We start from the raw sequence: 24,599 nt of genomic DNA on the forward strand, positions 1-24,599 counted from the left end.
CGGGGTGTCAGGTCGCCTGAACTAGGATCGGTCTGTGACGCACGACATCCCTGAGGCAGCCGACGAGACCATCGAGACCATCGAGACGACCGAGGCTGCTGGGGAGAGTCGGCCGGAGGGTCGAGCCGACGTGGCGGCGCTCTCCGCGCTCTCCGGGGCAGGCGGCCCGCCCTCTGCGCCCTCCGCCCCTTCCCCGGTCGAGGCGGACCTGGACGAGGCGCTCCTGGGCGGGCCCCGCGCGCTGACGGTCGAGGGGCTCGCCGAGCGGGCCGGGCTCACGGAGCGGCAGGTGCGCTCCTACTGGCAGGCGCTCGGCCTGCCCATCACCGAGCAGCAGGAGCAGATGTTCACCGAGGACGACGCGGTCGCCCTCGAGGAGATCTACTCGGTCGCGGAGCGCGAGAAGTTCGACGACCGGTCGCTCACGACGCTGATCCGGTCGATGGGGCACACGACCGAGCGGCTGGTGCTGTGGCAGGTCGAGGCCCTCGTCGAGCACATGACCAAGCGGTTCGACCTCGACGACACGAGCGCCCGCCTGCTCGTCCTGGACCGCCTGCCCGACCTCGCCCCCGTCCTGGAGACCCAGCTGCGCCACGCGTGGCGCCGCCAGCTCGCGGCGGTCGCGGCGCGGTTCACGGTCGAGTTCTCCGAGGCGCGGGCGGGGGACGTCGCGGACTCCCAGGCGCTCCCGCTGCCACGGGCCGTGGGCTTCGCGGACATCGTGTCGTTCACCAAGCGCACCGCGGGCCTCGGGTCGAGCGAGCTCGCGGAGTTCGTCCAGCTCTTCGAGACCCGTGCGCGCGACATCATCACCGCGGCGGGCGGCCGGGTCGTCAAGACGATCGGCGACGCGGTCCTCTACGTCGCCGACGACGTCGCGACCGGCGCCAAGGTCGCGCTGGGGCTCGCCGAGGAGGGTGAGCGGGCCGGCGAGGGCGTGGAGGTCCCGCCCGTGCGGGTCAGCCTGGTCTGGGGCCGGGTGCTCTCACGCTTCGGCGACGTGTTCGGACCGTCGGTGAACCTGGCCTCGCGACTCACCGAGATCGCCGAGCCCGCGACCGTGCTGATGGACCGGGAGACCGCGGCCCTGCTGGCCAGGGACTCGCGGTTCGCGCTGACCGCGCAGCCCGAGCGCGAGGTGCACGGGCTCGGGGTCATCGAGCCCGTGCGCCTGCAGTGGGCGTACAAGGGCTGAGGTCGGGCCTCAGACCGCCTGGACGAGCTCCGGGCCGTCGTTGGCGACGCTGTTGACGAGCGGCGCGACCTCCTGGGCCTCCATGCGGACCTCGGGTGCGACCAGCAGTCCCGCAGCCTCGTCCTTGCCGACCGCAGGGTCGAGCCACGCGTCCCACCGGTCCGGGGCGAGCGCGAGCGGCATGCGGTCGTGGATCGAGGCGAGCGCCGGGGCGGCGTCGGTCGTGATGATCGTGGTCGAGACGAGCCAGCGGGTGGGGTCGTCGTCGGCCTTGGCGGGGTCCCGCCAGAACTCGTAGAGGCCCGCGAAGGCGGCGACCGCGGGCCCGTCCGGATGGATGTAGAACGGCTGCTTGGTCACCTTGGGCCTGCGCGCGGTGGATCCGGGAGCCGGAGGCGTCTCGACCTTCCGCCACTCGTAGTACCCGTCGGCCGGCACGAGGCAGCGGCGGGCCGCGAACGGCTTGGCGAACGCGGGCTTGTCGAGCAACGACTCGGCCCGCGCGTTGATCATGCGCGCCCCGACGCCGGGGTCTTTGGCCCAGCTCGGCACCAGGCCCCAGCGGGCGACGCGCAAGGAACGGCGGACCTCGCCCGTGTCCTTGGCCGCTCGTTCGACGACGATTCGCACGGGGTCGGTGGGGGCGACGTTCCACGACGGTGGCAGGAGCCGCGCGTCGTCGGCGAGGTCGGCGATCGCGAAATCGTCGGCGAGGTCCTGGGCGTCCCGGAAGGAGGCATAGCGTCCGCACATGTCTCCCAGGATGCCTCGTGCCACCCACGCCGCGCGCTGCGCTCGGCGATCGCGTCGGCGAGCGGCGCCGTCGGGCCTCGGTCGTGGCTAGGTTGACAGGCTGACTAGTTAGCGACACGATCTAGCCATGACCGAGAGCACCTGGCCCAGCGAGTGGCTCCGCGGCGTCCTCGACGTCTGCGTGCTGCGCACCCTCGCCGAGGGCCCCACCTACGGGTACGCGATCGCCGCGCGCCTCGCCGACGGCGGCCTCGGGGTCATCAAGGGCGGGACCCTCTACCCGCTGCTCGGGCGCCTCGAGACGGGCGGTCTCGTCACGGTCGAGTGGCGGGCCGGAGATGGCGGGCCCGGGCGCAAGTACTACGACCTCACCGACGCGGGCCGCCACGAGCTCGCGCAGCGTGTCGCGCTGTGGGAGGCGTTCACCCGGACGACCCGTGAGCTCGTCGCCGGCACCGGGGCCGAGGCCGAGCAGCCCGGCGCCGACGACCCCGCCCGTCGATCCACCCCCACCGAGGAGAACCGATGACCCGCACGAGCGAGAAGCGGACCGCCGCGCGCTACGAGATCGAGAGGCGCCTCGCGCCGCACGTCGAGGAGGAGTGGGCCGAGGCCTTCCTGATCGAGCTGAGGCTGCTCGACGTGCCGGGCGCCGCCCTCGGTGGGGCGCTCACCGAGGTCGAGTCCCACTGCGCGGAGAGCGGAGAGTCCGCCGCAGAGGCGTTCGGGAACCCCGTGGCCTACGCGAGGAGCCTCGACCTGCCCGTCGAGCCCGACAAGCGGTGGGAGGTCGTGAAGGTGCTCGGGCCGGTGACCGCCCAGTTCCTGGGGCTGCTGCTCCTCGGCTGGGGCGGCTCGGCGGTGGCCCTGGCCGGGCGAGCCGGCGATGCGGCGCCGAGCGTCGACGTGACGGCCGGGATGCTCGCGATGATCGCGGCGTTCGGGGCGGCGATCCTGCTCTTCTACCGGTTCAGCTCCCCGGTGCTGCGAACCATCCTGGAGCGACCGCTGGTGTCGTTCTTCGCCCTGGCGGGCTGCATGGCGGTGCTCGTCGTGGTCCCCGTCCTGCTGGACGGCGTCCTCGTCTCGCTCCCGGCCTGGCCCGTCGCGGTCGCCGGTGCGCTCGTGCTCGCCGTGGGCACGGCGTGGAGCGCGGTCCAGGCCAGGAGAGGCACGCTCGACGACCCGATCGTCTCGCCGCTGCCCGGTGAACCGCAGGACGGCCCGGTGCGGCGGACGCGACGCCTGTCGGCGACGGTCACGTGGGTCGTTCCGGCGTTCGCGCTCGTCTCCCTCGGCGTCACGTGGCTCCTGCTGGGCCGCTGAGCGTGCGGTGAGGTCGGGTGGCACAGGCGGCTGCGCCGTCGAGCACGTCACGAAACCTGGTCCCGGATCCGGGCGTGGCCGGGCGGTCGAATCGTTATGATCGAACCCATGGAGACACCCCCGGCAGGAACTGCACCCACCCCGCCGGCCCCCCGCTCCACCTCGGAGCCCGCCGCCACGGCCCGGCGCCCCGGCCGCTCCACCGTCAAGTGGGTCCTCCTGCTCGGCGCACTCGCCACGCTCCCGGCGTTCACGGTCGACATGTACCTGCCGTCCCTGCCCGACGTCGCGGCGGACCTCGACGCCAGCCCCGCCCTCGCGCAGCTCACCCTGGCCGGGATGCTCGTCGGCGGCGCGTTCGGACAGCTCGTGATCGGCCCGCTGTCCGACCGGTACGGACGCCGGGCGCCCGTCATCATCGGCCTCGCGCTGCACGTCGTGACCTCGGTCCTGTGCGCGGTCGTGCCGACCATCGGCTGGCTCATCGTCCTGCGCGTCCTCCAGGGCTTCTTCAACGCCTCGGCCCAGGTCGTCTCGATCGCCGTGATCCGCGACCGGTTCACCGGGTCGGACGCCGCCAGGATCCTGTCGCGGCTCATGCTCGTCATCGGGCTCGCGCCGCTCCTGGCGCCGACCATCGGCTCGTTCGTCGCCGGGCACGGCGACTGGCGCTGGGTGTTCTGGGTCCTCGCGGTCCTGGGCCTCGTCCTGGGGCTCGTCGTCCTGCGTTTCATGCCCGAGACCCTCGAGACCGAACGCCGCCAGGTGGGCGGGGTCGGCAGCGTCTTCCGCGGCTACGGAGCGCTCCTCAAGGACCGCCACTTCGTCGCCCTGGCCGTCCTCCCCGGGCTCGGCATGGCCGTCCTGATGAGCTACGTCGTCGGCTCGCCGTTCGTCCTGCAGGAAGGGTACGGGCTCACCCACCAGCAGTTCGCCGCCCTGTTCGCGGTCAACGGGATCGGCCTCGTGATCTCGGCCCAGGTCAACGCCTCGCTCGTGCGGCGCGTCGCCCCCGTGCGGATCCTGCGCGCCGCCCTGGTCCTCCAGGGGGTGTTCGCGGTGGGGCTGTTCGTCGTGGCGCTCACCGGGGCGGGCGGCCTGATCGGGCTCCTGGCCGCGCTGTGGCTCACGCTCGCGCTCCAGGGACTCATCCCGGCCAACGCCTCCGCGCTGGCCCTGACCCGGCACGGCGAGAGGGCCGGGACGGCCGCCGCGGTCATCGGGGCCTTCCAGGCCGGGGTCGCCGGGCTCGTGAGCCCCCTCGTCGGGGTCCTCGGAGGCGACGCGGTGGCCATGAGCACGGTCATGCTGGGGGCCGTCGTGGCTTCCCTCCTCGTCCTCGGGCTCGCGACGCCCGCGTTCCGCAAGGGTGGCTGGCACCTGCCCGCATGATTTCACCCAGGGTCGATGCACCCCCCGTCGGACGGGCGATCCAGCAGGACACTTCACATTTCCTTTGCACGACACGAAGGCCTTACCCGTGAGCTGCATCTAGGCTCATCCCATGCCCAGCCCGAAGACCGCCTCGAAGAGCGGCCCTCATCACGCGCGCTCGCAGCGCACGCACAAGGTCCTTCGAGCGGTCGGCATGCTGACGACCGCTGCCTTCGTCTTCGTCGGCTCCGCGGCCGTCGCGACGTACGTCGACATGCAGAACGCCGTGGACGTGAGCGACGTCTCGGACCTCGTCGTGGGGGCGTCGCCCGAGCCGCCCCGCGATCCCGACGACCCGTTCGCCGGGCAGGCGCTCAACATCCTCGTGATGGGCACGGACTACCGTGACGCCGAGAACGCTGCGATCGCGGGCGAGGAAGAGGGCATGCGCTCTGACACGACGTTCGTCGTGCACGTCTCGGGCGACCGGACCCGCATGGAGCTCGTCTCGATCCCGCGCGACTCGCTCGTCGCGATCCCGGCGTGCAACCTGACCGACGGGTCGACCACCAAGGCGCGCAAGAGCGCGATGTTCAACGAGGCCTTCCAGATCGGGGCGGGCAAGGACGACGACATGGTCGGCGCTGCGGCCTGCACCATCTCGACCGTGCAGTCGCTCACCGGGCTCACGATCACCGACCACGTCGTGGTGAAGATGAACGGGGTCGTGGGCGTCGTCGACGCGATCGGCGGGGTGACGATGTGCCTGCCCGAGCCCATGAAGGAGAACCCCAGGTACGGGACGCTCGACCTGCCGGCGGGTCAGACCACGCTCGACGGGAACCAGGCGATCAGCTTCCTCCGGGCCCGTCACGGCACGGGCATGGGCCTCGAGATGGGCAGTGACCTGTCCCGCATCCCGCGGCAGCAGGCCTTCATCGACTCGATGCTGCGCGAGGTCCTGTCCAAGAACCTCATCACCAACGCACCCCAGCTCTACGCCATGATCAAGGCCGTGCTGTCGTCCGTGAGCGCGAGCCCGAACCTCGCCGGCCTCGACTCGCTCGCCGGCCTCGCGTTCTCGCTCAAGGACATCGACACCAACGAGATCGTCTTCACCGAGCTGCCCGTCGTCGAGGCACCGACCGACAAGAACCGCGTCGTGTGGACCAAGGACGCCCAGGCGATCTGGGACCGTATGGCCACCGACACCCCGCCACCCGGGCACGAGACCTCCGCTCCGACCGACCCTCGCGACGACGCGACCGTGCCGGACGCGGGGACCGGCACCGGCGCGGGTGCCGACACCGGGACCGACTCGACGTCCGGTGGCGACACCGGGGCCGGGACAACCGGCGGCGAGACCCCCGTCGCGCCGCCCGTGCCCGAGGACGACCCGCGCCTGCCGGGGGTCTGCTGACTCCTCCGAGGTCGCTAGCGCGGGCGCAGCGTGGCGAGCTGGTTCACCGCCTGGCGGAGCACGTCCTCACGCTTGACGAACGTGAACCGGACCCGAGAGGCCAGGGCCTGCGCCGTCGTCGGGCCCGAGGGGTCCCCGTCGCCCGGTGACGCGGCGCAGAACGCGCTCACCGGCACGCCCACGACGCCCGCGAGCCCGGGCAGCCGACGGCACAGCTCGGTGCCGTCCTCGAAGCCGAGCGGCGCGCCGTCGGCGACCACGAAGTACGTGCCCCGCGGCACGACGACCTCGAAGCCCGCGGCCACCAGGCCCTCGCACAGCAGGTCCCGCCGGGCCGCGAGGGACGCGGCCAGGGCGCGCGGCGCCTCGTCGTCGGCCAGGGCCTGCGCGATCGCGGGCTGGAACGGCGCCCCCGACGTGTACGTCAGGAACTGCTTGACCGTGCGCACGGCCTCCACGAGGTGCGCCGGGCCGTGCAGCCAGCCGATCTTCCAGCCCGTGAAGGAGAACGTCTTGCCGGCCGAGGAGATCGTGATCGTGCGCTCGGCCATGCCCGGCAGCGTCGCGACGGGCACGTGCACCGCGTCGTCGTACACGAGGTGCTCGTAGACCTCGTCCGTCACGACGACCGCGTCCACGGACCGCGCCGCCTCCGCGACCACCTCGAGCTCGGCGCGCGTCAGGACGGTCCCGGTCGGGTTGTGCGGCGTGTTGACCAGGATCAACCGCGTCCGCGGCCCGACGGCGGCGCGCACCTGCGCGGGATCGAGGCGGAACCCGTCCGGGGTCGGGTGGAGCGGGACGCGCACGTGCGTCGCGCCCGCGAGCGCGATGCACGCCGCGTGCGAGTCGTAGAAGGGCTCGAGGGTCACGACCTCGTCGCCCGGTCCCGCCAGAGCCAGGATCGTCGCGGCCAGCGCCTCGGTGGCCCCCGTGGTGACCAGCACCTCGGTGTCCGGGTCCAGGTCGAGACCGTAGTGGCGGCGCTGGTGGTCCGCGACCGCCTCGCGCAGCACCGGGATGCCCGTGCCCGGCGGGTACTGGTTGTGACCGTTCTCGATCGCGCGGATCGCGGCCTCCTTGATCGCGTGCGGGCCGTCCACGTCGGGGAAGCCCTGGCCCAGGTTGATCGCCCCCGTGCGCAGCGCGAGGTTCGTCATCTCGGCGAAGATCGTCGACGCCACCGACCCGTCGGGGCGCAGCAGGCCCGTCGCGGCGGCCGCGGCGCGCCAACGGCCGGGGACCTGGGGAAGGGCGGGACGGGGGACGGCGGGGGTGCTCGCAGACATGCGCCGACCCTATGCCGGGTGTGCGCTCGCCGTGGCGGCCCGCGCTGCTGCCCTGCCCGGAGCTCGTGGGGCCCTGACCACAGTTCGGACATCCACCGAGGTGTGATCCGCGAGATCCCGCGGATCCTGAGCGGTTGTCCACAGGGGGCGGTGCGGACCCGGCCGGTCGTGCCCTAGTCTCGGCGCGCAACCACCCCGCCGGGTGGTCGACTGCGCGGGGGGCGCGCAGGGACGCAGGGGAGCGTGGCACGACGATGAGCACCGCAGGCGTGGCGATCCTCGAGCGCGAGGTTCGCGAGCTGATCCGCCGCCGAGGCGTCGACCCGCTGCGCGACAAGGCGGGGATCGACCAGCTCGTCGCCGACGCCCTGGCGGACTACGACACCCGCACGGCGCTGGGCGTCGTGCCCCCGCTCGCCGACGTCCCCGGCGCCGTGCGGGCGGTCCTCGACGCCGTCGCGGGGCTCGGCCCCCTCCAGAAGTACCTCGACGACCCGGAGATCGAAGAGGTCTGGATCAACTCGCCCGCGCAGGTCTTCGTCGCGCGCGGCGGGACGGCCGAGCTCACCTCGACCATCCTCACGAGCACCCAGGTCCGCGACCTCGTCGAGCAGATGCTCAAGTCTTCCGGTCGGCGCCTCGACCTCTCGAGCCCCTTCGTCGACGCCGCGCTGCCCGGGGGCGAGCGGTTGCACGTCGTGATCCCGGACGTCACGCGCGAGCACTTCGCCGTGAACATCCGCAAGCACGTCGTGCGGGCCTCTCACCTCGAGCACCTGGTGCGCCTGGGGTCCCTCACCCCGCACGCCGCGGCGTTCCTGCACGCCTGCGTCCGGGCGGGGCTGAACGTCCTCGTGGCGGGCGCCACGCAGGCGGGCAAGACGACCATGCTCAACGCGCTCGCCGGGTCGATCCCCTCGCACGAGAGGGTCATCACGTGCGAGGAGGTGTTCGAGCTGCGCTTCGCGGTGCGCGACATCGTCTCGATGCAGTGTCGTCAGCCCAGCCTCGAGGGCACGGGGGAGATCCCGCTGCGACGTCTGGTCAAGGAGGCGTTGCGCATGCGTCCGGACCGGATCGTCATCGGCGAGGTGCGCGAGGCGGAGAGCTTCGACCTGCTGATCGCCCTGAACGCTGGCGTCCCGGGGATGTGCACGATCCACGCGAACTCGGCGCGGGAGGCGATCTCCAAGATGTGCACGCTGCCGCTGCTGGCCGGGGAGAACGTCTCGGACCGCTTCGTCGTCCCGACCGTGGCCGGTGCGGTCGACGTCGTGGTCCACCTGGGCGTGACCGCGGACGGTCGACGTCAGGTCCGCGAGATCGTCGGGGTCCCCGGGCGCGTGGAGCAGGGGGTTGTCGAGACCTCGGACCTCTTCCACCGCGTCGGGGGCGGTCTCGTGCGCGGCGACGGGTTCCCGCCGGCAGAGGAGCGCTTCGCCCGGGCCGGGATCGACCTCGCGGCGCTCATGGTCGGTCCACGACCGGGGGAGGCCCGCTGACATGGGCGTCATGGTGGGCCTGCTGCTCGGGGTCGGGGTGTTCTGCGTCTGGTGGGCCTGGTGGGAGCCGGCGCCTCGCCCTCCCCGTCGGGCCGACGCCTGGGCGACGAGGACGCAGGACCTCCTGGTGCTCGCCGGGGCCCCGACGGTCACCCCGCGCGCCCTGGTGGGCGTGAGCGTGGCACTCGGAGCGTTCGTCCTGCTGGTCGTGCTCGCACTCACCCGGGCGCTGCCCGTCGCGGTGTGCTTCGCGGCGATGGCGGGCGCTGCGCCCGTCGCTCTCGTGCGCTCGCGTGCCCGACGGCGCCGCTCGAGCCTGCGTGACGTGTGGCCCGAGGTCGTGGATCACCTTGCCTCGGGCGTGCGTGCGGGCCTCTCGCTGCCCGAGGCGGTGGGCCAGCTCGGGGAGCGGGGGCCGGTCGAGCTGCGGGAACCCTTCGCTCGCTTTGCCCAGGACTTTCGTGCGACCGGGCGCTTCGGCGACTGCCTGGACGCGCTCAAGGCGCGACTGGCAGATCCCGTCGCCGACCGCATCGTCGAGGCCCTGCGCATGACGAGGGAGGTGGGGGGCACGGATCTCGGCAAGCTGCTGCGCACGCTCGCGATGTTCCTGCGCGAGGACGCCAGGACGCGAGGAGAGCTCGAGGCGCGCCAGTCGTGGACCGTGAACGGCGCCCGACTCGCGGTGGCAGGTCCGTGGGTCGTCCTGGCCCTGCTGGCCACCCGACCCGAGACCGCGCAGGCCTACAGCTCGTTCCAGGGGGCCGTCGTGCTCGGAGCCGGCGCGCTCACCTCGGTGGTCGCCTACCAGATCATGCGTCGGATCGGGCGGTTGCCCGAGGAAGTGCGGGTCCTGCGGTGAACGGGTCCGAAGGGATCGAGGTGTCGTGGATCGGTGTCGTGGCCGGGGCGATGCTGGGATGCGGGCTCCTCGTCGTCGTGTCGCGTCTGCGTGCCAGCCGGGTCCGCCTCGACGAGCGGGTCGGACCCTATCTGCGCGTGATCGGCACCACGTCGGGACTGCTGCAGGAGTCGTCGACGCGATCGCCCTTCCCGTCCCTCGACCGTCTCGTAGGCCCGTGGCTCGCCGAGGTCGGGCGGGGGCTCGAGAAGTTCGGGTCGACCCGTGCGGTGCTTCGCCGGCGCCTCGACCAGGCCGGCCGACTCGAGAGCGTCGACCAGTTCTGGGCCCAGCAGGTGGTGTGGGCAGCGCTCGCACTGGTCGGCGGCCTTCTCCTCGCCCTGCTCCTGGCCGCGACCAGGGGATCGTCCCCCGTGGTCCTGGCTGCTCTCGTCGCCTTCTGCGGACTTGGTGGGCTGCTCGGCTGCGACTACCGGCTCTCTCGGCAGGTCGCCCGGCGCGAGGAGCGCATGCTCATGGAGTTTCCCACGATCGCGGAGCTGCTCGCGCTGTCCGTCGGGGCGGGGGAGGGGCCGGTCGCGGCGATGGAGCGTGTCGCGACCATGGCCCGGGGCGAGCTGTCGACCGAGCTCGCGCTGACGCTCTCGATGGTCCGCTCGGGGGTGCCGCTGGCCCGTGCTCTCGAAGGGCTCGCCGACCGGACTGCGCTGACGAGCCTCACACGCTTCGCGGAGGGGGTCGCCGTGGCCGTCGAGCGAGGCACGCCGCTCGCCGACGTCCTGCGCGCGCAGGCGCAGGACGTCCGGGAGGCGGGCCGCCGGGCCCTCATGGAGTCGGGTGGGCGCAAGGAGGTTCTCATGATGGTGCCCGTCGTCTTCCTGATCCTCCCCGTGACCGTGGTTTTCGCGATATTCCCGTCGATCGCGACCCTGCGAATCGGCTTGTGACGACCTTTCCGGACGGCGGGCGACCCGCCGTCCGTTCTCGATCTTGACGAAAAGACCTGGACGACCGACCAGGACGACCGACCTGGACCACGACCGCACGCGACCGCAGCGCGCGACCGACCGAAGGAACGAGATGACGAGACGACTGATGAGCATGACCGTGCGTGCGAGGTTCCAGCAGGTCGCGCAGGAGCGTGATCGCGGAGACGTCCCGGGCTGGGTCCTGGTGACCCTGATGACCGCGGGACTGGTCATCGCGCTGTGGGCCGTCGCGGGCCCGGCGCTCACGGAGACCTTCACGAACGCGATCAACAGCGTCGGCGGTCCGTGAGCCTGGCGCGTCGGCGACTGGTCCCGCCCCCTGGCCGGGGCGTTCGCGCGCAGGAGCAGGGTTCGGCTGTCGTCGACTTCGTCCTCGTCTCCGTCCTTCTCCTCGTCCTGTTCCTGGGCGTTCTCCAGGTGGTGCTCGCGGTGTACGTGCGAGCGATCGTGATCGACAGCGCGGCGGAAGGAGCGCGGCTGGCTGGCACGGCGGACCGGACCACCGAGGACGGAGTGGCGCGGACGCGAGCCTTGATCGACGCGGCCTTGTCGGAGCGGTTCGCGCAGGACGTCTCGGCGCGAGAGGTCGACCACGACGGGCTGCGGGTCGTCGAGGTGACGGTGACCTTTCCGTTGCCCGCCGTCGGGCTGCTCGGCCCGTCGGGAGCGGTCACGGTGGACGGGCATGCGTTGAAGGAGGAGCAGTGAGCGGGCGCGAGGGGGCCGGAGTGCGACAGCGTGAGCGGGCGGCCCGGGACGGAGGGGCCGCCCGAGTGGCAGTCCGGAGGCTGCGGAGGGGACCCGGGCCCCGCGCGGTCCCCAGGCGTCGCTCGAGACGTCTCGGGGGGCGGGAGCAGGGGAACGCGATCGTGGAGTTCCTGGGAGCCGCACTCCTGCTCCTCCTGCCCGTGATGTACCTCGCGCTGACTCTCGGGAGGATCCAGGCGGCGACCTTCGCGGTCGAGGGCGCCGCGAAGGAGTCGGCCCGTGCCTTCGTCACGGCCGACTCGGTCGCGCAGGGTGAGGCGCGGGCCGGCGTCGCGGTCTCCCTGGCGCTGGCCGACCAGGGGTTCGAGGAGGTGCGACCTGCCGACGTCCTGTCGATCTCGTGCTCGAGCCCGCACTGCCTCGCCCCGGGGAGCGAGGTCGCCACGGTCGTGCGCTATGACGTCCCGCTCCCGTTCGTCCCGCCGGGGGTCCGGTCGTGGGTACCTTTGTCCGTCCCGGTCGAGGCCGCCCACGTCTCGCCCGTGGACCGGTACGCGGGGGCCCGGCCGTGAGGCGCGGACGCCGGACCGCGTCAGCGCCCCGGACCGACGCAGGACGCGGCCGGCTCGTGCGGGGGCGCGACGATGACGGCCAGATCATGCTCCTCACGAGCGCCTTCGTCGCGTTCGCGCTCCTCCTGGTGACCGTGGTGGTCTCGGCGACGGGGGTCCACCTCGACCGCAAGCGACTTCTCGACGTCGCGGACGCGGCGGCGCTCGACGCCGCCGACTCGATGAGCGAGGACATCTTCTACGAGGGGCGGGTGCCCGTCCCTGGGGAGCAGGCGGTGCTCCGGCTCAGCGACGCGGAGGTGCGGGCCTCGGTCGAGGAGTTCGTGGCCGCGCACCCCGAGATGCTGGACGACCTGCATGCTGTCACCATCGTCGAGGCGTCGACGCCCGACGGACGGACCGCGGAGGTCCGGCTGGTCGGGTTGTCCCGCCCGGTCCTCGTCACCTGGGTGACCCAGCTGTGGTCGGACGGCATCCTCGTGCGTGCCGAGTCCAGAGCGCGCGCTTGGTGAGTCCCGAGGGTCGGTGGTACGCATGACCATCCGGTGAACACGGGCGGTACAAGGTGACCAAGTACGTTCACTTTCTTAACGAACCATGCAACTTTTGTCTGATGACTGACAAAACAAGGGTTCGCCGCTATGGTGATCCGGTCCGACACCCTCCAACGACGGAGACTTACATGAACGCACGTGCAAGGAAGCAGTGGATTGCCGGCGGAGCACTCGGTGCGATGCTTCTCGGAACCGTCGCGATGGCCTCCGGGGCCGTCGCCGACGAGGTGACCCACGGTGAGGAGGACGTCCAGATCCAGGTCGCCGTCACGCCGGTCGGAGCACTCGCGCTCAACGTCGCCAACCCGTCCGTCACGCTGGGCGAGACGACGGACGAGGACATCTGGGCCGCTGGGAACCGTGAGTTCACGGGTCTCCTCGACGGTATCAGCGTGACCGACGACCGCAACGACGTGGGTGCGGACGCGAGCTGGACCGTCACCGGCCAGGTCAGCAGCTTCACGGCGGCAGGCCTGCCGGAGATCGACTCCTCCAACCTCGGCTGGGTCCCCGAGCTGGCGAACCCGATCCCCGGCGACTTCAACGTCACGCCGGGCCAGCCGATCGCGGGCGAGCTCCAGGAGGTCCCCGCAGGCGAGGGCCCCGGTGGGGACTGGCTCACGGGTGGCGTCCAGGTCGGCGACCTGCTGGTGTCGAGCGGCTCCTCGCTCGAGGCCAAGGGGCAGTCGTTCGGCGTCAAGGCCGGCCTGAACCTCACGGTCCCCAAGGGCACGCCCTCCGGTGCGTACGCGTCGACGCTGACGCTCACGCTCATGGAGAGCTGACGGCTCCTCGCGAGACCAGTCACGGACGGTGACGACGCAGGGCCGACGGATGTCCGTCGGCCCTGTACCGTCTCCGGAGCAGCAATCCCGTTCGACGAAGACCGGAAGTCGTGGTGAGCACGGACATGAAGAAGGCGCGTGAGACAGGACCTCGGCCTGCGAGGAGGCCTGGTGGCGGGTTCGTGCGCGGGCTCGCGTCGCTGGGGGTCCTGGCCCTCGCCCTGACAGGCGTCGTCGGATCTGCCCAGGCGACCGCCCCCGACCCGGGGGGCATCCGGTTCTCGGTCACCACGGCCTCGCCCGACGGCCCCGACGACCGGAGGATCTTCGACTTCGTCGCGGAACCGGGCGCCCAGATCCAGGACCAGGTCGCCGTCTCCAACCACGGCCCTGCCCCCGTCACGTTCGCCATGGTCACGAACGACGGGATCTTCACGCCCACGGGGAGCTTCGACATCCGCACCTCCGACCAGGAGCCCCAGGACTCCGGCGGGTGGTTCGAGGTGCAGCAGAGCGTCGAGGTCCCCGCAGGGGAGACCGTCGTCGTGCCGTTCACCATCACGGTGCCGGACAACGTGACACCGGGCGACCACCCCGCCGGGATCGTCGCGACGGTCACGACGGCATCCTCTGCCGCCGGCCCCGGGGTCGGGGTCGAGAGCCGGGTGGGTGTCCGCGTCAACCTGCGGGTGCCGGGGGAGGTCGTGCCGTCGATCGCGCTCGACCAGGTCACCGCGACCTACACGCCGTCGTGGAACCCGTTCGCGCCCGGCGACGTCCGGGTGTCCTACGAGGTCACCAACGACGGCAACCTGCGGGTCGGCGGGGACCAGACCATCAAGGCCTCCGGGGCGTTCGGCATCGGAGCGACGACCGTCGACCGGGGCGTCGAGGGGGTCAAGGAGCTGATCCCCGGCACGTCGCGCTCGACGGCCGTGACGATCGGAGGGATCTGGCCCGTCGGCCCCGTGACGACCGAGGTCGTCGTGGTCCCGTCGCTCGTGGCGACCGAGGGGGAGACGGGCGGCGCGATCGACGTCCCCGCCGCGGACCTGCGTCCCGTCACCGTCACGGTGACGACCTGGGCCGTCCCCTGGGTCCACCTGCTCCTCGTCGCCGTGGTGGTGCTCGTCGTGCTCGGCGTGCGCGACAACCGCCGACGCCGCAAGCAGCGTCTGGAGGCGCTCCTCGCGACGGCCCGCGCCGAAGGTCGCGCCTCGGCGGCAGGTGAGCCCGCCGCCGACGACGGCACCGCTCCCGCACAGCCCGGCACGGGCACGCTCGCCGCACCCGACGCCGAGGTCGAGCCCGTGCACGGGGCGCGAGCGCCGTCGTCGGGCGGCTGACGAGAGACGCTGCGGGCGCACGCCCACGGGACCGGGCCGTGCGGGGCGCCGTCGTCGCGTAACCTTGAGGACCGTGGCCACCATCGACTTCCCGCACGAGATCCGCGCCCTCCGATCGACGCTCGACACCATCAGCGCCGTGAGCGACCCGGACGCCCTGCGCGTCCAGATCGCCGAGCTGTCGGACAAGGCGTCGGCGCCGGACCTGTGGGACGACACGGACGCCGCCCAGAAGGTCACGACCGCGCTCTCGCAGACGCAGTCCGAGCTCGACCGCATCACGAGCATGAGCGACCGGATCGACGACCTGGAGACGCTCGTCGAGATGGCCAGTGATGCTGACGTCGGCGACGCTGACAGTGCGGCGACCCTCGCTGAGGCGGCATCCGAGCTCGAGCTGATCCGCAAGGACCTGGGCGTCCTCGAGGTCAAGACCCTGCTCTCGGGCGAGTACGACGCCCGTGAGGCGGTCGTGACGATCCGCGCCGGTGCCGGCGGCGTCGACGCGGCCGACTTCGCGGAGATGCTCATGCGCATGTACCTGCGCTGGGCCGAGCGCCACGGCTACCCGACCCAGGTCCTCGACACGTCCTACGCCGAGGAGGCAGGCCTCAAGTCCGCGACGTTCGAGGTCAAGGCTCCCTATGCCTTCGGGCACCTGTCGGTCGAGGCCGGCACGCACCGCCTGGTCCGCATCTCGCCGTTCGACAACCAGGGCCGCCGCCAGACCTCGTTCGCCGCTGTCGAGGTCATCCCGCTCATCGAGCAGACGGACTCGGTCGAGATCCCCGAGTCGGAGATCAAGGTCGACGTGTTCCGCTCGTCGGGCCCCGGCGGGCAGTCCGTCAACACGACGGACTCGGCCGTGCGCATGACCCACATCCCCACGGGGATCGTCGTCTCGATGCAGAACGAGAAGTCGCAGATCCAGAACCGTGCCGCGGCCCTGCGCGTGCTCCAGTCCCGCCTGCTCCTGCAGCGTCAGGCCGAGGAGAGCGCGGCCAAGAAGGCCATGGCAGGAGACATCAAGGCGAGCTGGGGCGACCAGATGCGCTCGTACGTCCTGCACCCCTACCAGATGGTCAAGGACCTGCGGACCGAGTACGAGGTAGGCAACACCTCGGGGGTCTTCGACGGCGACATCGACGGTTTCATCGAGGCCGGGATCCGGTGGCGCCGTAGCGCTGACCAGGCCTGACGGAGGGGCCGGGACCTCGTGTCCCGGCCTCTCCCGTCACCCGGGGTGAAACGTCCCTCCGGCGGTCCGGATCCCGACGCACCCGGCGTGTCAGCGGTGTCAGGGCATGAGGGCGTGCCTACTCTCGTGGGCGACCAGCGAACTGTTTTCGCTTCCCCCAACGAGAGACTGGTCAACCCCTGTGATCCGTTTTGAGAACGTCTCGAAGGTCTACGCCCGCGGCGCCAGACCTGCCCTGAACGGCATGTCCGCCGAGATCGAGCGCGGCGAGTTCGTCTTCCTGGTCGGCGCGTCCGGCTCCGGGAAGTCGACCTGCCTGCGGCTCGCGCTGCGCGAGGAGCGGCCCACGCAGGGCAAGGTCTTCGTCGCCGGCCGCGACCTGTCGACCCTGTCGAGCTGGAAGGTCCCGTCGCTGCGCCGGCAGATCGGCGTCGTGTTCCAGGACTTCCGCCTGCTGCAGAACAAGACGGTCTTCGAGAACGTCGCGTTCGCACTCCAGGTGACGGGCCGGCCGCGTCACATGATCGCCGTGACCGTCCCCGAGGTCCTCGAGACGGTCGGGCTGCAGGGCAAGGAGAAGCGGCGCCCGCACGAGCTCTCGGGCGGTGAGCAGCAACGTGTCGCCATCGCTCGCGCGTTCGTCAACCGACCCTCGATCCTGCTCGCGGACGAGCCCACGGGAAACCTCGACCCGAACACGTCGCTCGGCATCATGAACCTGCTGTCCCGCATCAACGCCACGGGGACCACGGTCGTCATGGCCACGCACGACTCGGGCTTCGTCAACCAGATGCGCCAGCGCGTCATCGAGCTCTCGAACGGTGTCGTGCTGCGCGACCAGAAGGACGGCGTCTACGGCGCGGGGGTGCCCATGCCCGACGGCGACGCTCTGCGTGAGCCGACCGGTCACCTCGCGGAGCGACCGTGGTCGCCGCCCGTCGAGGTGCGCCCGGTGCCCACGATCGAGCCGCCTGCTCGCGTCCAGCCGTCGCAGCAGGGTGCGACGCGCGGCTCCGCCGTGAGCTCGACGCAGGTGCAGCGGTCCAGCCGGGGGGAGTGGTAGCAGGTGCGCGCCCAGTTCATCCTCGCCGAGATCGGTGCCGGCCTGCGCCGCAACCTCGCGATGACCATCTCGGTCGTCCTCGTGACCTTCGTGTCGCTCACGTTCGTCGGGGCGTCCGCGCTCCTCCAGATGCAGATCGACAAGCTCAAGGACGACTGGTACGACCGGGTCGAGGTCTCCGTCTTCCTGTGCCCCATCGACTCGCCCAACCCGACGTGCGCCGCGGGCGAGGCCTCGCCCGAGCAGGTCGAGTCGCTCGAGTCGCTCTTCGAGACCGAGCTCGGAGCCGAGGTCCAGACGGTCTACTTCGAGTCGAAGGAGGACGCGTTCGCGGCCTTCCAGGAGCGGTTCCCCGACGGGTACAACGGCACGCAGCTCACGGTCGACGACATGCAGGCCTCGTTCCGCCTCAAGCTGACCAACCCGGAGAACTACGAGGTCGTCAACGACGTCGTGACCGGCCGCCCGGGCGTCGAGGGGGTCGAGGACCAGCGCCGGATCTTCGACTCGCTCTTCCTGGCGCTCAACCGCGCCTCGCTCATGGCCGGTGGCCTCGCCGTCGTGATGATGCTCGCCGCGGTGCTCCTGATCACGACGACGATCCGCCTGTCCGCCATGAGTCGTCAGCGCGAGACCGAGATCATGAAGCTCGTGGGCGCGTCCAAGCTGTTCATCCAGCTGCCGTTCATCCTCGAGGGGGCGATCGCCGCGGTGGTCGGTGCGTTCCTCGCGGTCGGGGGCCTGTGGCTCGGGGTCAAGTACCTCGTGACGGACTGGCTCCAGAGCTCGGTGAGCTGGATCGCGTACATCTCCGAGTCAGACGTGCTGCGCATCGCGCCGCTGCTGCTCCTCATCGCATTCGTCCTGGCGGCCATCTCCTCGGTCGTCACGCTCAGCCGATACACGAGGGTGTGACATGTCCCAGCTGACCCGACGCCTCGCAGCGGGCGGAACCGCGCTGCTCCTCCTCCTGGGAACCGCGGTCGCCGCGACCGCCGACGACCTGGACGACAAGCGTGCCGCGGCCGAGCGTCGCCAGAGCCAGGCCCTCAAGGACAGGGAGGGGCTGGAGTCGCAGCTCGAGGGCACCGACGCGGAGCTGGCCCAGGCGATCCTGGACCTGCAGACCATCGAGGGTCGCCTGCCCGTGGCGCAGGCCGAGCTCGACACGGCGACGGCGGAGCTCGAGCGCACCCAGCGCGAGGCCGCGCAGCTCGAGGTGCGCCTCCAGGACGCGCAGGCCGAGGAGCAGGCCATCAACCTGGACATCCAGGAGTCCGCGGGCAAGGCGAGCTCGGCGAAGCAGAGCATCGCGGAGATGGCTCGCCAGGCCTACCGGGGCCAGGGCGAGGTCAGCGGTCTCGGCATCGTGACCGGCGCGCAGAGCACCGAGGACTTCATCGAGCAGTACGCGATGTCGTCGACGGCGGCGCGCACGCAGGCTCGCGCCCTCACGGACCTCCAGGAGGCCGAGTCGATCGCACGCAACCGTGAGGCGCGCCTGACGGCGATCCGCGAGACGATCGCGGACCTCAAGGTCCAGGCGGACCAGAACGTCGTCGCGGCCGACGCCGCGCGGACCGCGGCGGCGGACCGCAAGGCCGAGATCGAGGGGCTGATCGCGGAGCAGCAGGCGAAGCAGGCGACGATCGAGTCGCGCAAGGAAGCCGCGCTCGCCCAGATGGCCGCCAACGAGCAGGCGCAGGCAGCGCTGACCTCCGAGCTCCAGGGCATCATCGCGGCACAGACCGAGCGCGACCGGAAGGCCGCCGAGGAGGCGGTCAAGCAGCCGCCGCCCGCCACGGGTGGCGGGTCCGGCGGGGGTGGTGGCAGCACCGGCGGCGGCGGCGGGGGTGGTGGCGGCGGCGGTGCCGTGACGTCCGGGTTCCTGGCCTACCCGACGGCGGTCCCGCACATCACCTCGAGCTACGGGATGCGCAAGCACCCGTTCCTGCCCGTGACGAGGTTGCACGCGGGCATGGACCTGCGCGCGTACTGCGGCACCCCGATCTACGCGGCGGCCGGTGGCACCGTCCAGTTCGCGCGGACGTACGGCGGTCTCGGCAACCAGGTCGTGGTCAACCACGGCACGGTCGGAGGCAAGAACCTCATGACGAGCTACAACCACCTCACCCGGTACGTCGTCTCGGCCGGGCAGAGCGTCTCGCAGGGGACCCTCGTCGGCTACTCGGGGACGACCGGCACGAGCCAGGTCTGTCACCTGCACTTCGAGGTCTACGAGAACGGGTCGACGGTCGACCCGGCCAAGTGGCTGCGCTAATCACCTACTGGTCGCGCGTCGAACTCGCGTAACCTGGGACGTCGCGCCGCACGGTGCGGGTGGGTCCGTCCTGGGCGCACCACGAGCTCGAGCAGATCGGATGATGCCCTCATGGCGAAGGAGACTGGCCGCAAGATCATCGCCAGCAACCGCAAGGCCCGCCATGACTATCTGATCGTCGACGTGTTCGAGGCCGGGCTCGTCCTGAGCGGCACCGAGGTCAAGGCGTTGCGTCAGGGGCGAGCGTCGCTGCTCGACGGCTACGTGGCCGTCGACGGCGGTGAGGCCTGGCTCGAGAACGTGCACATCCAGGAGTACTCGCAGGGGACCTGGAACAACCACGCTCCCCGGCGCAAGCGCAAGCTGCTGCTGCACAAGGACGAGATCCTGCGGCTCGAGGCGAAGTCGCGCGAGAAGGGGTACACGATCGTGCCGCTCTCGCTCTACTTCCTCGACGGCCGCGCGAAGGTCGAGATCGCTCTCGCGCAGGGCAAGCGCGAGTACGACAAGCGTCAGGCTCTGCGCGAGCAGCAGGACAACCGTGAGGCGCAGCGCGCCATGCGCCACCGGCAGAACCGGTGACGAGTGCGCGAGGTGGGCGACGTCGTCGTCCTCCTCGCGCCGTCGGACGGCGCGCCCGCCCGGTGGACGTGCATCCGGCTGCCCGACGACGTAGCGTCGCAGGGTAGTCGTCGTCACCTTGCCGAGGAGGCCCCGTGGTCAAGCTCCGTCAGTACATCCCTCGCGTCGCAGCAGGCGCTTTCATCCTCAACTCCGGACTCACGAAGCGCGGCGCGGACGAGGCCACCGCGCAGGGGATCCATGGCATGGCCGCGGGGACGTTCCCGTTCCTCGAGGACCAGGACCCCGTGCAGTTCACCAAGGCGTTGTCCACGACCGAGATCGCGCTGGGCACGGCACTTCTCGTCCCGTTCGTGCCGACCGGCGTGGTCGCGCTCGGGCTCGGGGCCTTCTCCGCGGGGCTCGTCTCGATGTACCTCAAGACGCCCGGGATGACCGAGCAGGACGGTATCCGGCCCACCCCTCAGGGGATCGGTCTCGCCAAGGACGTCTTCCTCCTGGGCATCGCCGGCGGGCTCCTCGTCGACGCCCTGAGCCGTAAGAAGTAGCGCCTGGAAATACGTTCGCCCGCGGGGGTGTTGATCCCGTAGGCTGGTACCACTGACACGGTGTCGAACCGGACGGTCGCCACGGCGGCCGGACGGGGCGGGGCTCGGTCGGTGATTGACAACTGCACAGGGGGTGATCGGTTTCGACGGTGGTCGTGCTTCGAGGAGAAGCGGGCCGAGGATGCAGACTTATCTCGTAAACGACGTCTGCAAACCAATAGGTGCCGATTCCAAGCGCACCGACTTCGCACTCGCCGCCTGAGCGAGCCTTCGAAGTCCGTCAGCCCGGGGTTGCTCTCGCCCCGGTCCCTGGCGTCAGCTAGAGAGCCACTGCTTACGACGTTCGTCACCGGCGGCGTAGGGACTCTTAGATGACTGAGCCCGTCAGCACCTTGTCTGCGTGAGTGCTGGGGCCGAGAAAATCAACAGCAGACTGCGCCCGGAGAAGTCCTGGATTTGCGCCACCGGACCGGGGTTCGATTCCCCGCACCTCCACCATGCCGCCCTCGGGCGGCGTATCACCCCAGTTGTCACGACGAAGGGCCGCCCCACGGGGCGGCCCTTCGTCGTGTCCGTCTCTGCCGTTCACGGGGGCGGGCAACCGCTACCAGCCGTTCGCCCGCCAGGCCGCGGCTCCGTCGTCGCCGTCGAGCCAGTCGATGCGCAGGACCAGGTCGCCGAGCTCGAGGCGCCCCGCCTCCCAGGCGTCGATCTCGCGGCCCAGGAGGTCGGTGACGTACCGGTCGCGGTCGTCGCTGAAGGCGTCCACGCGGTCGGCGTCGTCGAAGTGGACGCGCCACTGCAGGCGTTCCTCGGGGTTGACGTAGGTCGGGAAGGACTGCGGGCCCACGGTCTCCCAGTGCGTGCAGACCCTGGTCACGAGGTGACCGATCGGAGCGGCTCCGTCGTACACCCTCCCGACGCGACGCCGATACGTCTCTAGCCGCTGCTCGCGCCCCTCGACCGCTGCAAGCTCATCCACGGCGACCACCGGATCCGACGAGACGGGCGTCCTGGTGGGGAGCGTCTCCGCCGCCGTCGTCGTCGCCGGGGGACTCGGGGCCGTCGTGCCCGCCGCGAGGGGCGGTGCCCGGGCGCCGGTTCCTCAAGGCCGTCACGATCGCGCGGACGACCAGCAGCACGAGCGCGGCGACCACGAGCCAGGGAAGCAGCGCGCCGACGGCGACGACGAGCGCGTTGAGCGCGACGAGCAGCGCACCCCAACCGGCCGAGAGGCCCCCGAGGAAGCCCGCGGGGCGGATCGTCACCTCGGGAGCCTGCGAGAGGACCTGGACGGTGAGGGTCGACATGTCGACCCGGTCGGTGATCGACGCGCGTTGGGACTGGAGGCTCTCGAGCTCCGCCTGCCGTGCCGTGAGCTCCTTCTCCGCCGCCAGGAGGTCCGCGGTCGTGGCGGCCTCGGCCATGAGCGCCTGGAGGCGGGCGACCGAGGTGCTGAGCGCCTGGATGCGCGCGTCCAGGTCGATCGCGGTGGCGGTGACGTCCTGGGCGTCGAGGGAGACGTCCTGGACCTCGCCGATCCCGTCCAGGGCCTCGACGGTGGCCGTGACCTTCTCCGCGGGGACGCGGACCGTGAGGCTGCCGAAGGCCTCGCCGTCGTCCCCGACGTGCTCGGCGCGACTCTCCACCCGGCCGCCGGCGGTCTCGACGAGCTCGCTGATGGCCTGGACCGCCGCTCGCGGGTCTCCCGCGACGACCGTGAGGTCGCCCGTGGTGATGACCTCGCGGTCCTCGTCGGGGGCCGACGCCCCTACCTGGAGGCCGGACCCACCGTCGCCTCCGTCGTCTGCGACGCTCTGCTGGCTGACGGCCCCCGCGGCCCCCGCGGCGTCCGACGCGTCGGTGCCGCGGTCCGTGGCGGAGCACCCCGCGAGCAGAAGACTGCCGAGGAGGGCGATCGTGACGACCGACGGCGTGCGGGGCGAGGTGCGCATGCGACGACCCTAGGTGGGGGGTCGCCCGGAGGTCGGTGTTTCGGGCGGATCGTGACCGTCTTGTGAACTCTCCGACATCGCACCGATACACGTGGCCGTGCCGCGACGGGGCGTCGGTCGAGGGGCCCTTCCCAGCCCCTCGACCTGCGAGAACGCTTCCACCCGGGGTCCGTGAGGGGGCGCCGGAGCCTAGCCGAGCGCCTCTCGGACGCGGGGCGCCACCTCGGTGCCCAGCAGCTCGATCGCGCGCAGCGACTCCTTCTGGGGGACGCCCGACAGGTCCATCTGGAAGATCTGGCGGTCGTGGCCGAGCGCGCCGTGCAGCTCGACGATGCGCTCCGCGACCTCCTCGGGCGCGCCGATGAAGTAGGCGCCTCCGCGTGCGGCCGTCGCCTCGTACGAGACACGGCTCGGCATGGGGAACCCGCGCTCCGCCGAGATCTTCTTCATGTTCTGCAGGTAGTAGGGATAGAAGAAGTCCCGAGCCTGCTTGCCGTCGTCCGCGAGGAACCCCATGGTCGACACCGACACCTCGAGCGCGGCGGCGTCGTGCCCGGACTGGGTCGCGGCACGGCGGTACAGGTCGACCAGCGGGGCGAACTGCGCGGGCTTGCCGCCGATGATGGCGTAGTTGACGGGCAGGCCCAGGACGCCTGCGCGCACCGAGGACTGCGGGTTGCCGCCGGTGGCGATGGCGATGTCGAGGTGTTCGCCGCGCCCGGGCTTGTCGAACGGTCGGGGCAGGATGAGCGCATCCTCGAGCGGCGGTCGGAACTTGCCCGACCATGTCACGGGCTTGCCCTCGTCGAGCAGGCGCAGGAGCACGATCTTCTCGTCGTAGAGCGCGTCGTAGTCGTCGAGGTCGGCCCCGAAGAGCGGGTACGACTCGATGAACGAACCGCGCCCGGCGAGCAGCTCCACGCGGCCTCCCGAGTACTGGTCCATCGTCGCGAACTGCTGGTAGACGCGCACCGGATCCTCGGTCGAGAGGATGGTGACGGCGCTCCCGACCGTGATCCGCTCCGTCTGGGCGAGCGCCGCGGCGATCATCGTCGAGGGGGAGGAGATCGCGTAGTCGGGACGGTGGTGCTCGCCGATGCCGGCGTAGTCGAGCCCGACCTCGTCCGCGAGGCGGATCCGCTCCAGCACGTCGCGCAGACGCTGGGAGACCGGCATCTGCTCGCCGGTGGTCGGGTCGGGGGCGTTGTCGCCGAAGGTGTAGAAGCCAAGTCGCATGTCAATGCAAACGTATGGAGCAGGCGGATATTCCCCGTCGCGTGCGCGAGGATGAGGTGTGCTGATCTGCTGCGGGCTCACGACGTTCGACATCACCCAGGTGGTCCACGAGATGCCAGGGCCGGACCAGAAGGTCGTCGCGACGTCGCAGCGCGCGACCTTCGGAGGGCCGGCCGCGAACGCGGCCGCGACGGCTGCAGCCCTCGGGGTGCCCGTGCGGCTCGTCACGGCGATCGGCGCAGGGGCTCTCGCCGAGGTCGTGCGCGCCGAGGTGCTCGCCACCGGGGTCGACCTGGTCGACGTGACCGTGGGTGCGGCCGGTGCAGCGGATGCGGTGGTGAGGGGGCCCGCGGTGTCCACCGTCCTGGTGACCGGTGGGACGGGCGAACGTGCGGTCGTGAGCACGAACGCGACGGACCGACCCGCGGCCTCCGGCGACGCGGGCGCGGTGGGTCGTGCGTTCGACGGGGTGCGCTCCGTCGCCGCCGTCGGGTCGGTGTCGGTCAGCGCTATCGGCGAGGGGACGAGCGGCGCGACCGGCTCGACCCGCGGTGCGTCGGACGGCGGGCGCGACGTGCTGCTCCTCGACGGCCATCATCCTCGGCTCGCCCGAGCGCTCGCAGAGCGGGCTCGCGAGCTGGGCGTCCTCGTCGTGCTCGACGGCGGCTCGTGGAAGGACGGCACCGCCGAGCTCGTCCGGCTGTGCGACGCGGTGGTGCTCTCGCAGGACTTCAGGGTGGCCGGAGGTCAGGTCGAGCACGTGCTCGAGGACGTGGCGGCTCTCGGTCCGGCGTTCGTCGCCCGCTCACGCGGCGGCGAGCCGCTCGAGGTGCTCGACGACGGCCGCCGCTCCGAGCTCCCCGTACCGGCGGCGGGGATCGTCGTGGACACCCTGGGAGCCGGCGACGTCCTGCACGGTGCGTTCGCCGCAGAGGTGTCCCGCGGGCGGTCGTGGGAAGGAGCGTTGCGGGAGGCGTCGGTCGTCGCGAGCCGCTCCGTCACCTTCGAAGGAGCGCGTGGCTGGATCGCGCACTGAGTCGCTCGAGGCCGGCCGCGCG

25 protein-coding genes, 1 other RNA gene and 1 pseudogene are annotated in these 24,599 nt (G+C 71.5%); 22 read left to right on the forward strand and 5 right to left on the reverse strand.

Going from position 1 to position 24,599, the window contains the following annotated elements:
• The first annotated feature begins 34 nt into the window (after positions 1 to 34).
• Positions 35 to 1,198, forward strand: coding sequence for an adenylate/guanylate cyclase domain-containing protein (locus ACZDYF_RS11965; RefSeq protein WP_475056941.1), 1,164 nt, complete (start codon positions 35 to 37; stop codon positions 1,196 to 1,198).
• Between the two features lie 9 nt (positions 1,199 to 1,207).
• Here the strand turns inward: ACZDYF_RS11965 and ACZDYF_RS11970 are convergent, their stop codons facing one another.
• A complete protein-coding gene (locus ACZDYF_RS11970; protein WP_364072434.1) occupies positions 1,208 to 1,951 on the reverse strand; it encodes an SOS response-associated peptidase in 744 nt (247 codons plus the stop codon).
• A 127-nt stretch (positions 1,952 to 2,078) separates the two neighbouring features.
• Between ACZDYF_RS11970 and ACZDYF_RS11975 the strand changes: the two genes are divergently transcribed.
• The 4 genes from ACZDYF_RS11975 (at position 2,079) to ACZDYF_RS11990 (ending at position 6,071) form a co-directional block, all read left to right on the forward strand.
• Entirely contained in the window at positions 2,079 to 2,480 is a 402-nt protein-coding gene (locus tag ACZDYF_RS11975; protein WP_475056948.1) for a PadR family transcriptional regulator, read from the forward strand.
• Positions 2,477 to 3,277 carry a hypothetical protein gene (locus ACZDYF_RS11980; RefSeq protein WP_475056953.1) on the forward strand — a complete coding sequence of 267 codons (801 nt, stop codon included), beginning with the start codon at positions 2,477 to 2,479 and terminating at the stop codon, positions 3,275 to 3,277. The genes ACZDYF_RS11975 and ACZDYF_RS11980 overlap by 4 nt, the downstream gene beginning before the upstream one ends.
• A 108-nt stretch (positions 3,278 to 3,385) precedes the next feature.
• Positions 3,386 to 4,669 (forward strand): multidrug effflux MFS transporter, encoded by a 1,284-nt coding sequence (locus ACZDYF_RS11985; protein ID WP_475056956.1) that lies wholly within the window; start codon positions 3,386 to 3,388, stop codon positions 4,667 to 4,669.
• 112 nt (positions 4,670 to 4,781) lie between these two features.
• Entirely contained in the window at positions 4,782 to 6,071 is a 1,290-nt protein-coding gene (locus ACZDYF_RS11990; protein WP_475056961.1) for an LCP family protein, read from the forward strand.
• Between the two features lie 14 nt (positions 6,072 to 6,085).
• On the opposite strand, the gene ACZDYF_RS11995 is transcribed toward ACZDYF_RS11990, so the two are convergent.
• Positions 6,086 to 7,360: a pyridoxal phosphate-dependent aminotransferase gene (locus ACZDYF_RS11995; RefSeq protein WP_475056965.1), complete on the reverse strand. Its 1,275-nt coding sequence runs from the start codon at positions 7,358 to 7,360 to the stop codon at positions 6,086 to 6,088.
• Positions 7,361 to 7,614: 254 nt separating this feature from the next.
• Between ACZDYF_RS11995 and ACZDYF_RS12000 the strand changes: the two genes are divergently transcribed.
• The 16 genes and pseudogenes from ACZDYF_RS12000 to ssrA all read left to right on the forward strand — a co-directional run bounded on the left by ACZDYF_RS12000 (position 7,615) and on the right by ssrA (position 20,848).
• On the forward strand, positions 7,615 to 8,862 hold the full coding sequence (locus tag ACZDYF_RS12000) for a TadA family conjugal transfer-associated ATPase (protein WP_204809524.1): 1,248 nt from the start codon (positions 7,615 to 7,617) through the stop codon (positions 8,860 to 8,862).
• A 1-nt stretch (position 8,863) separates the two neighbouring features.
• Positions 8,864 to 9,724 carry a type II secretion system F family protein gene (locus ACZDYF_RS12005; protein ID WP_475056974.1) on the forward strand — a complete coding sequence of 287 codons (861 nt, stop codon included), beginning with the start codon at positions 8,864 to 8,866 and terminating at the stop codon, positions 9,722 to 9,724.
• Complete coding sequence (locus tag ACZDYF_RS12010) at positions 9,721 to 10,671, forward strand: type II secretion system F family protein (protein WP_475056979.1); 951 nt, start codon at positions 9,721 to 9,723, stop codon at positions 10,669 to 10,671. Before ACZDYF_RS12005 ends, ACZDYF_RS12010 begins: the two co-directional genes overlap by 4 nt.
• Before the next feature lie 133 nt (positions 10,672 to 10,804).
• Positions 10,805 to 11,002 (forward strand): hypothetical protein, encoded by a 198-nt coding sequence (locus ACZDYF_RS12015; RefSeq protein WP_475056983.1) that lies wholly within the window; start codon positions 10,805 to 10,807, stop codon positions 11,000 to 11,002.
• On the forward strand, positions 10,999 to 11,421 hold the full coding sequence (locus ACZDYF_RS12020; RefSeq protein ID WP_475056988.1) for a TadE/TadG family type IV pilus assembly protein: 423 nt from the start codon (positions 10,999 to 11,001) through the stop codon (positions 11,419 to 11,421). The genes ACZDYF_RS12015 and ACZDYF_RS12020 overlap by 4 nt, the downstream gene beginning before the upstream one ends.
• A 161-nt stretch (positions 11,422 to 11,582) precedes the next feature.
• Positions 11,583 to 11,993 carry a pilus assembly protein gene (locus ACZDYF_RS12025; protein ID WP_475056992.1) on the forward strand — a complete coding sequence of 137 codons (411 nt, stop codon included), beginning with the start codon at positions 11,583 to 11,585 and terminating at the stop codon, positions 11,991 to 11,993.
• A gap of 86 nt (positions 11,994 to 12,079) precedes the next feature.
• Positions 12,080 to 12,505 (forward strand): pilus assembly protein TadG-related protein, encoded by a 426-nt coding sequence (locus ACZDYF_RS12030; protein WP_475056994.1) that lies wholly within the window; start codon positions 12,080 to 12,082, stop codon positions 12,503 to 12,505.
• 221 nt (positions 12,506 to 12,726) lie between these two features.
• Entirely contained in the window at positions 12,727 to 13,332 is a 606-nt protein-coding gene (locus ACZDYF_RS12035; protein ID WP_191788872.1) for a hypothetical protein, read from the forward strand.
• Positions 13,333 to 13,445: 113 nt separating this feature from the next.
• Positions 13,446 to 14,678, forward strand: a complete 1,233-nt coding sequence (locus ACZDYF_RS12040) for a hypothetical protein (RefSeq protein WP_475057001.1) — start codon at positions 13,446 to 13,448, stop codon at positions 14,676 to 14,678.
• A gap of 73 nt (positions 14,679 to 14,751) precedes the next feature.
• The gene (prfB, locus tag ACZDYF_RS12045) at positions 14,752 to 15,876 is read left to right on the forward strand and encodes a peptide chain release factor 2 (RefSeq protein ID WP_475057005.1); all 1,125 of its coding nucleotides are present in this window, start codon (positions 14,752 to 14,754) and stop codon (positions 15,874 to 15,876) included.
• A 181-nt stretch (positions 15,877 to 16,057) separates the two neighbouring features.
• A pseudogene (ftsE, locus tag ACZDYF_RS12050) lies at positions 16,058 to 16,738 on the forward strand (cell division ATP-binding protein FtsE); the annotation flags it as partial.
• A gap of 204 nt (positions 16,739 to 16,942) precedes the next feature.
• Positions 16,943 to 17,854, forward strand: a complete 912-nt coding sequence (gene ftsX / locus ACZDYF_RS12055; protein WP_191788876.1) for a permease-like cell division protein FtsX — start codon at positions 16,943 to 16,945, stop codon at positions 17,852 to 17,854.
• A gap of 1 nt (position 17,855) precedes the next feature.
• Positions 17,856 to 19,220, forward strand: a complete 1,365-nt coding sequence (locus ACZDYF_RS12060) for a peptidoglycan DD-metalloendopeptidase family protein (RefSeq protein WP_475057011.1) — start codon at positions 17,856 to 17,858, stop codon at positions 19,218 to 19,220.
• 111 nt (positions 19,221 to 19,331) lie between these two features.
• A complete protein-coding gene (gene smpB, locus ACZDYF_RS12065) occupies positions 19,332 to 19,802 on the forward strand; it encodes an SsrA-binding protein SmpB (RefSeq protein ID WP_030151535.1) in 471 nt (156 codons plus the stop codon).
• Between the two features lie 134 nt (positions 19,803 to 19,936).
• Positions 19,937 to 20,350, forward strand: a complete 414-nt coding sequence (locus ACZDYF_RS12070; RefSeq protein WP_191788878.1) for a hypothetical protein — start codon at positions 19,937 to 19,939, stop codon at positions 20,348 to 20,350.
• 129 nt (positions 20,351 to 20,479) lie between these two features.
• Positions 20,480 to 20,848, forward strand: a transfer-messenger RNA (tmRNA) gene (gene ssrA, locus ACZDYF_RS12075).
• A 106-nt stretch (positions 20,849 to 20,954) separates the two neighbouring features.
• Here ssrA and ACZDYF_RS12080 read toward each other — a convergent pair.
• The 3 genes from ACZDYF_RS12080 to ACZDYF_RS12090 all read right to left on the reverse strand — a co-directional run bounded on the left by ACZDYF_RS12080 (position 20,955) and on the right by ACZDYF_RS12090 (position 23,541).
• A complete protein-coding gene (locus ACZDYF_RS12080; protein ID WP_475057017.1) occupies positions 20,955 to 21,332 on the reverse strand; it encodes a hypothetical protein in 378 nt (125 codons plus the stop codon).
• Positions 21,325 to 22,305: a DUF4349 domain-containing protein gene (locus ACZDYF_RS12085; protein WP_475057020.1), complete on the reverse strand. Its 981-nt coding sequence runs from the start codon at positions 22,303 to 22,305 to the stop codon at positions 21,325 to 21,327. The genes ACZDYF_RS12080 and ACZDYF_RS12085 overlap by 8 nt, the downstream gene beginning before the upstream one ends.
• A 189-nt stretch (positions 22,306 to 22,494) precedes the next feature.
• Complete coding sequence (locus tag ACZDYF_RS12090) at positions 22,495 to 23,541, reverse strand: LLM class flavin-dependent oxidoreductase (protein ID WP_191788881.1); 1,047 nt, start codon at positions 23,539 to 23,541, stop codon at positions 22,495 to 22,497.
• Between the two features lie 58 nt (positions 23,542 to 23,599).
• On the opposite strand from ACZDYF_RS12090, the gene ACZDYF_RS12095 reads away from it, so the two are divergent.
• Positions 23,600 to 24,577: a PfkB family carbohydrate kinase gene (locus tag ACZDYF_RS12095; protein ID WP_475057027.1), complete on the forward strand. Its 978-nt coding sequence runs from the start codon at positions 23,600 to 23,602 to the stop codon at positions 24,575 to 24,577.
• Positions 24,578 to 24,599: the final 22 nt, after the last annotated feature.

Source organism: Oerskovia sp. PE-21s (assembly GCF_056158145.1).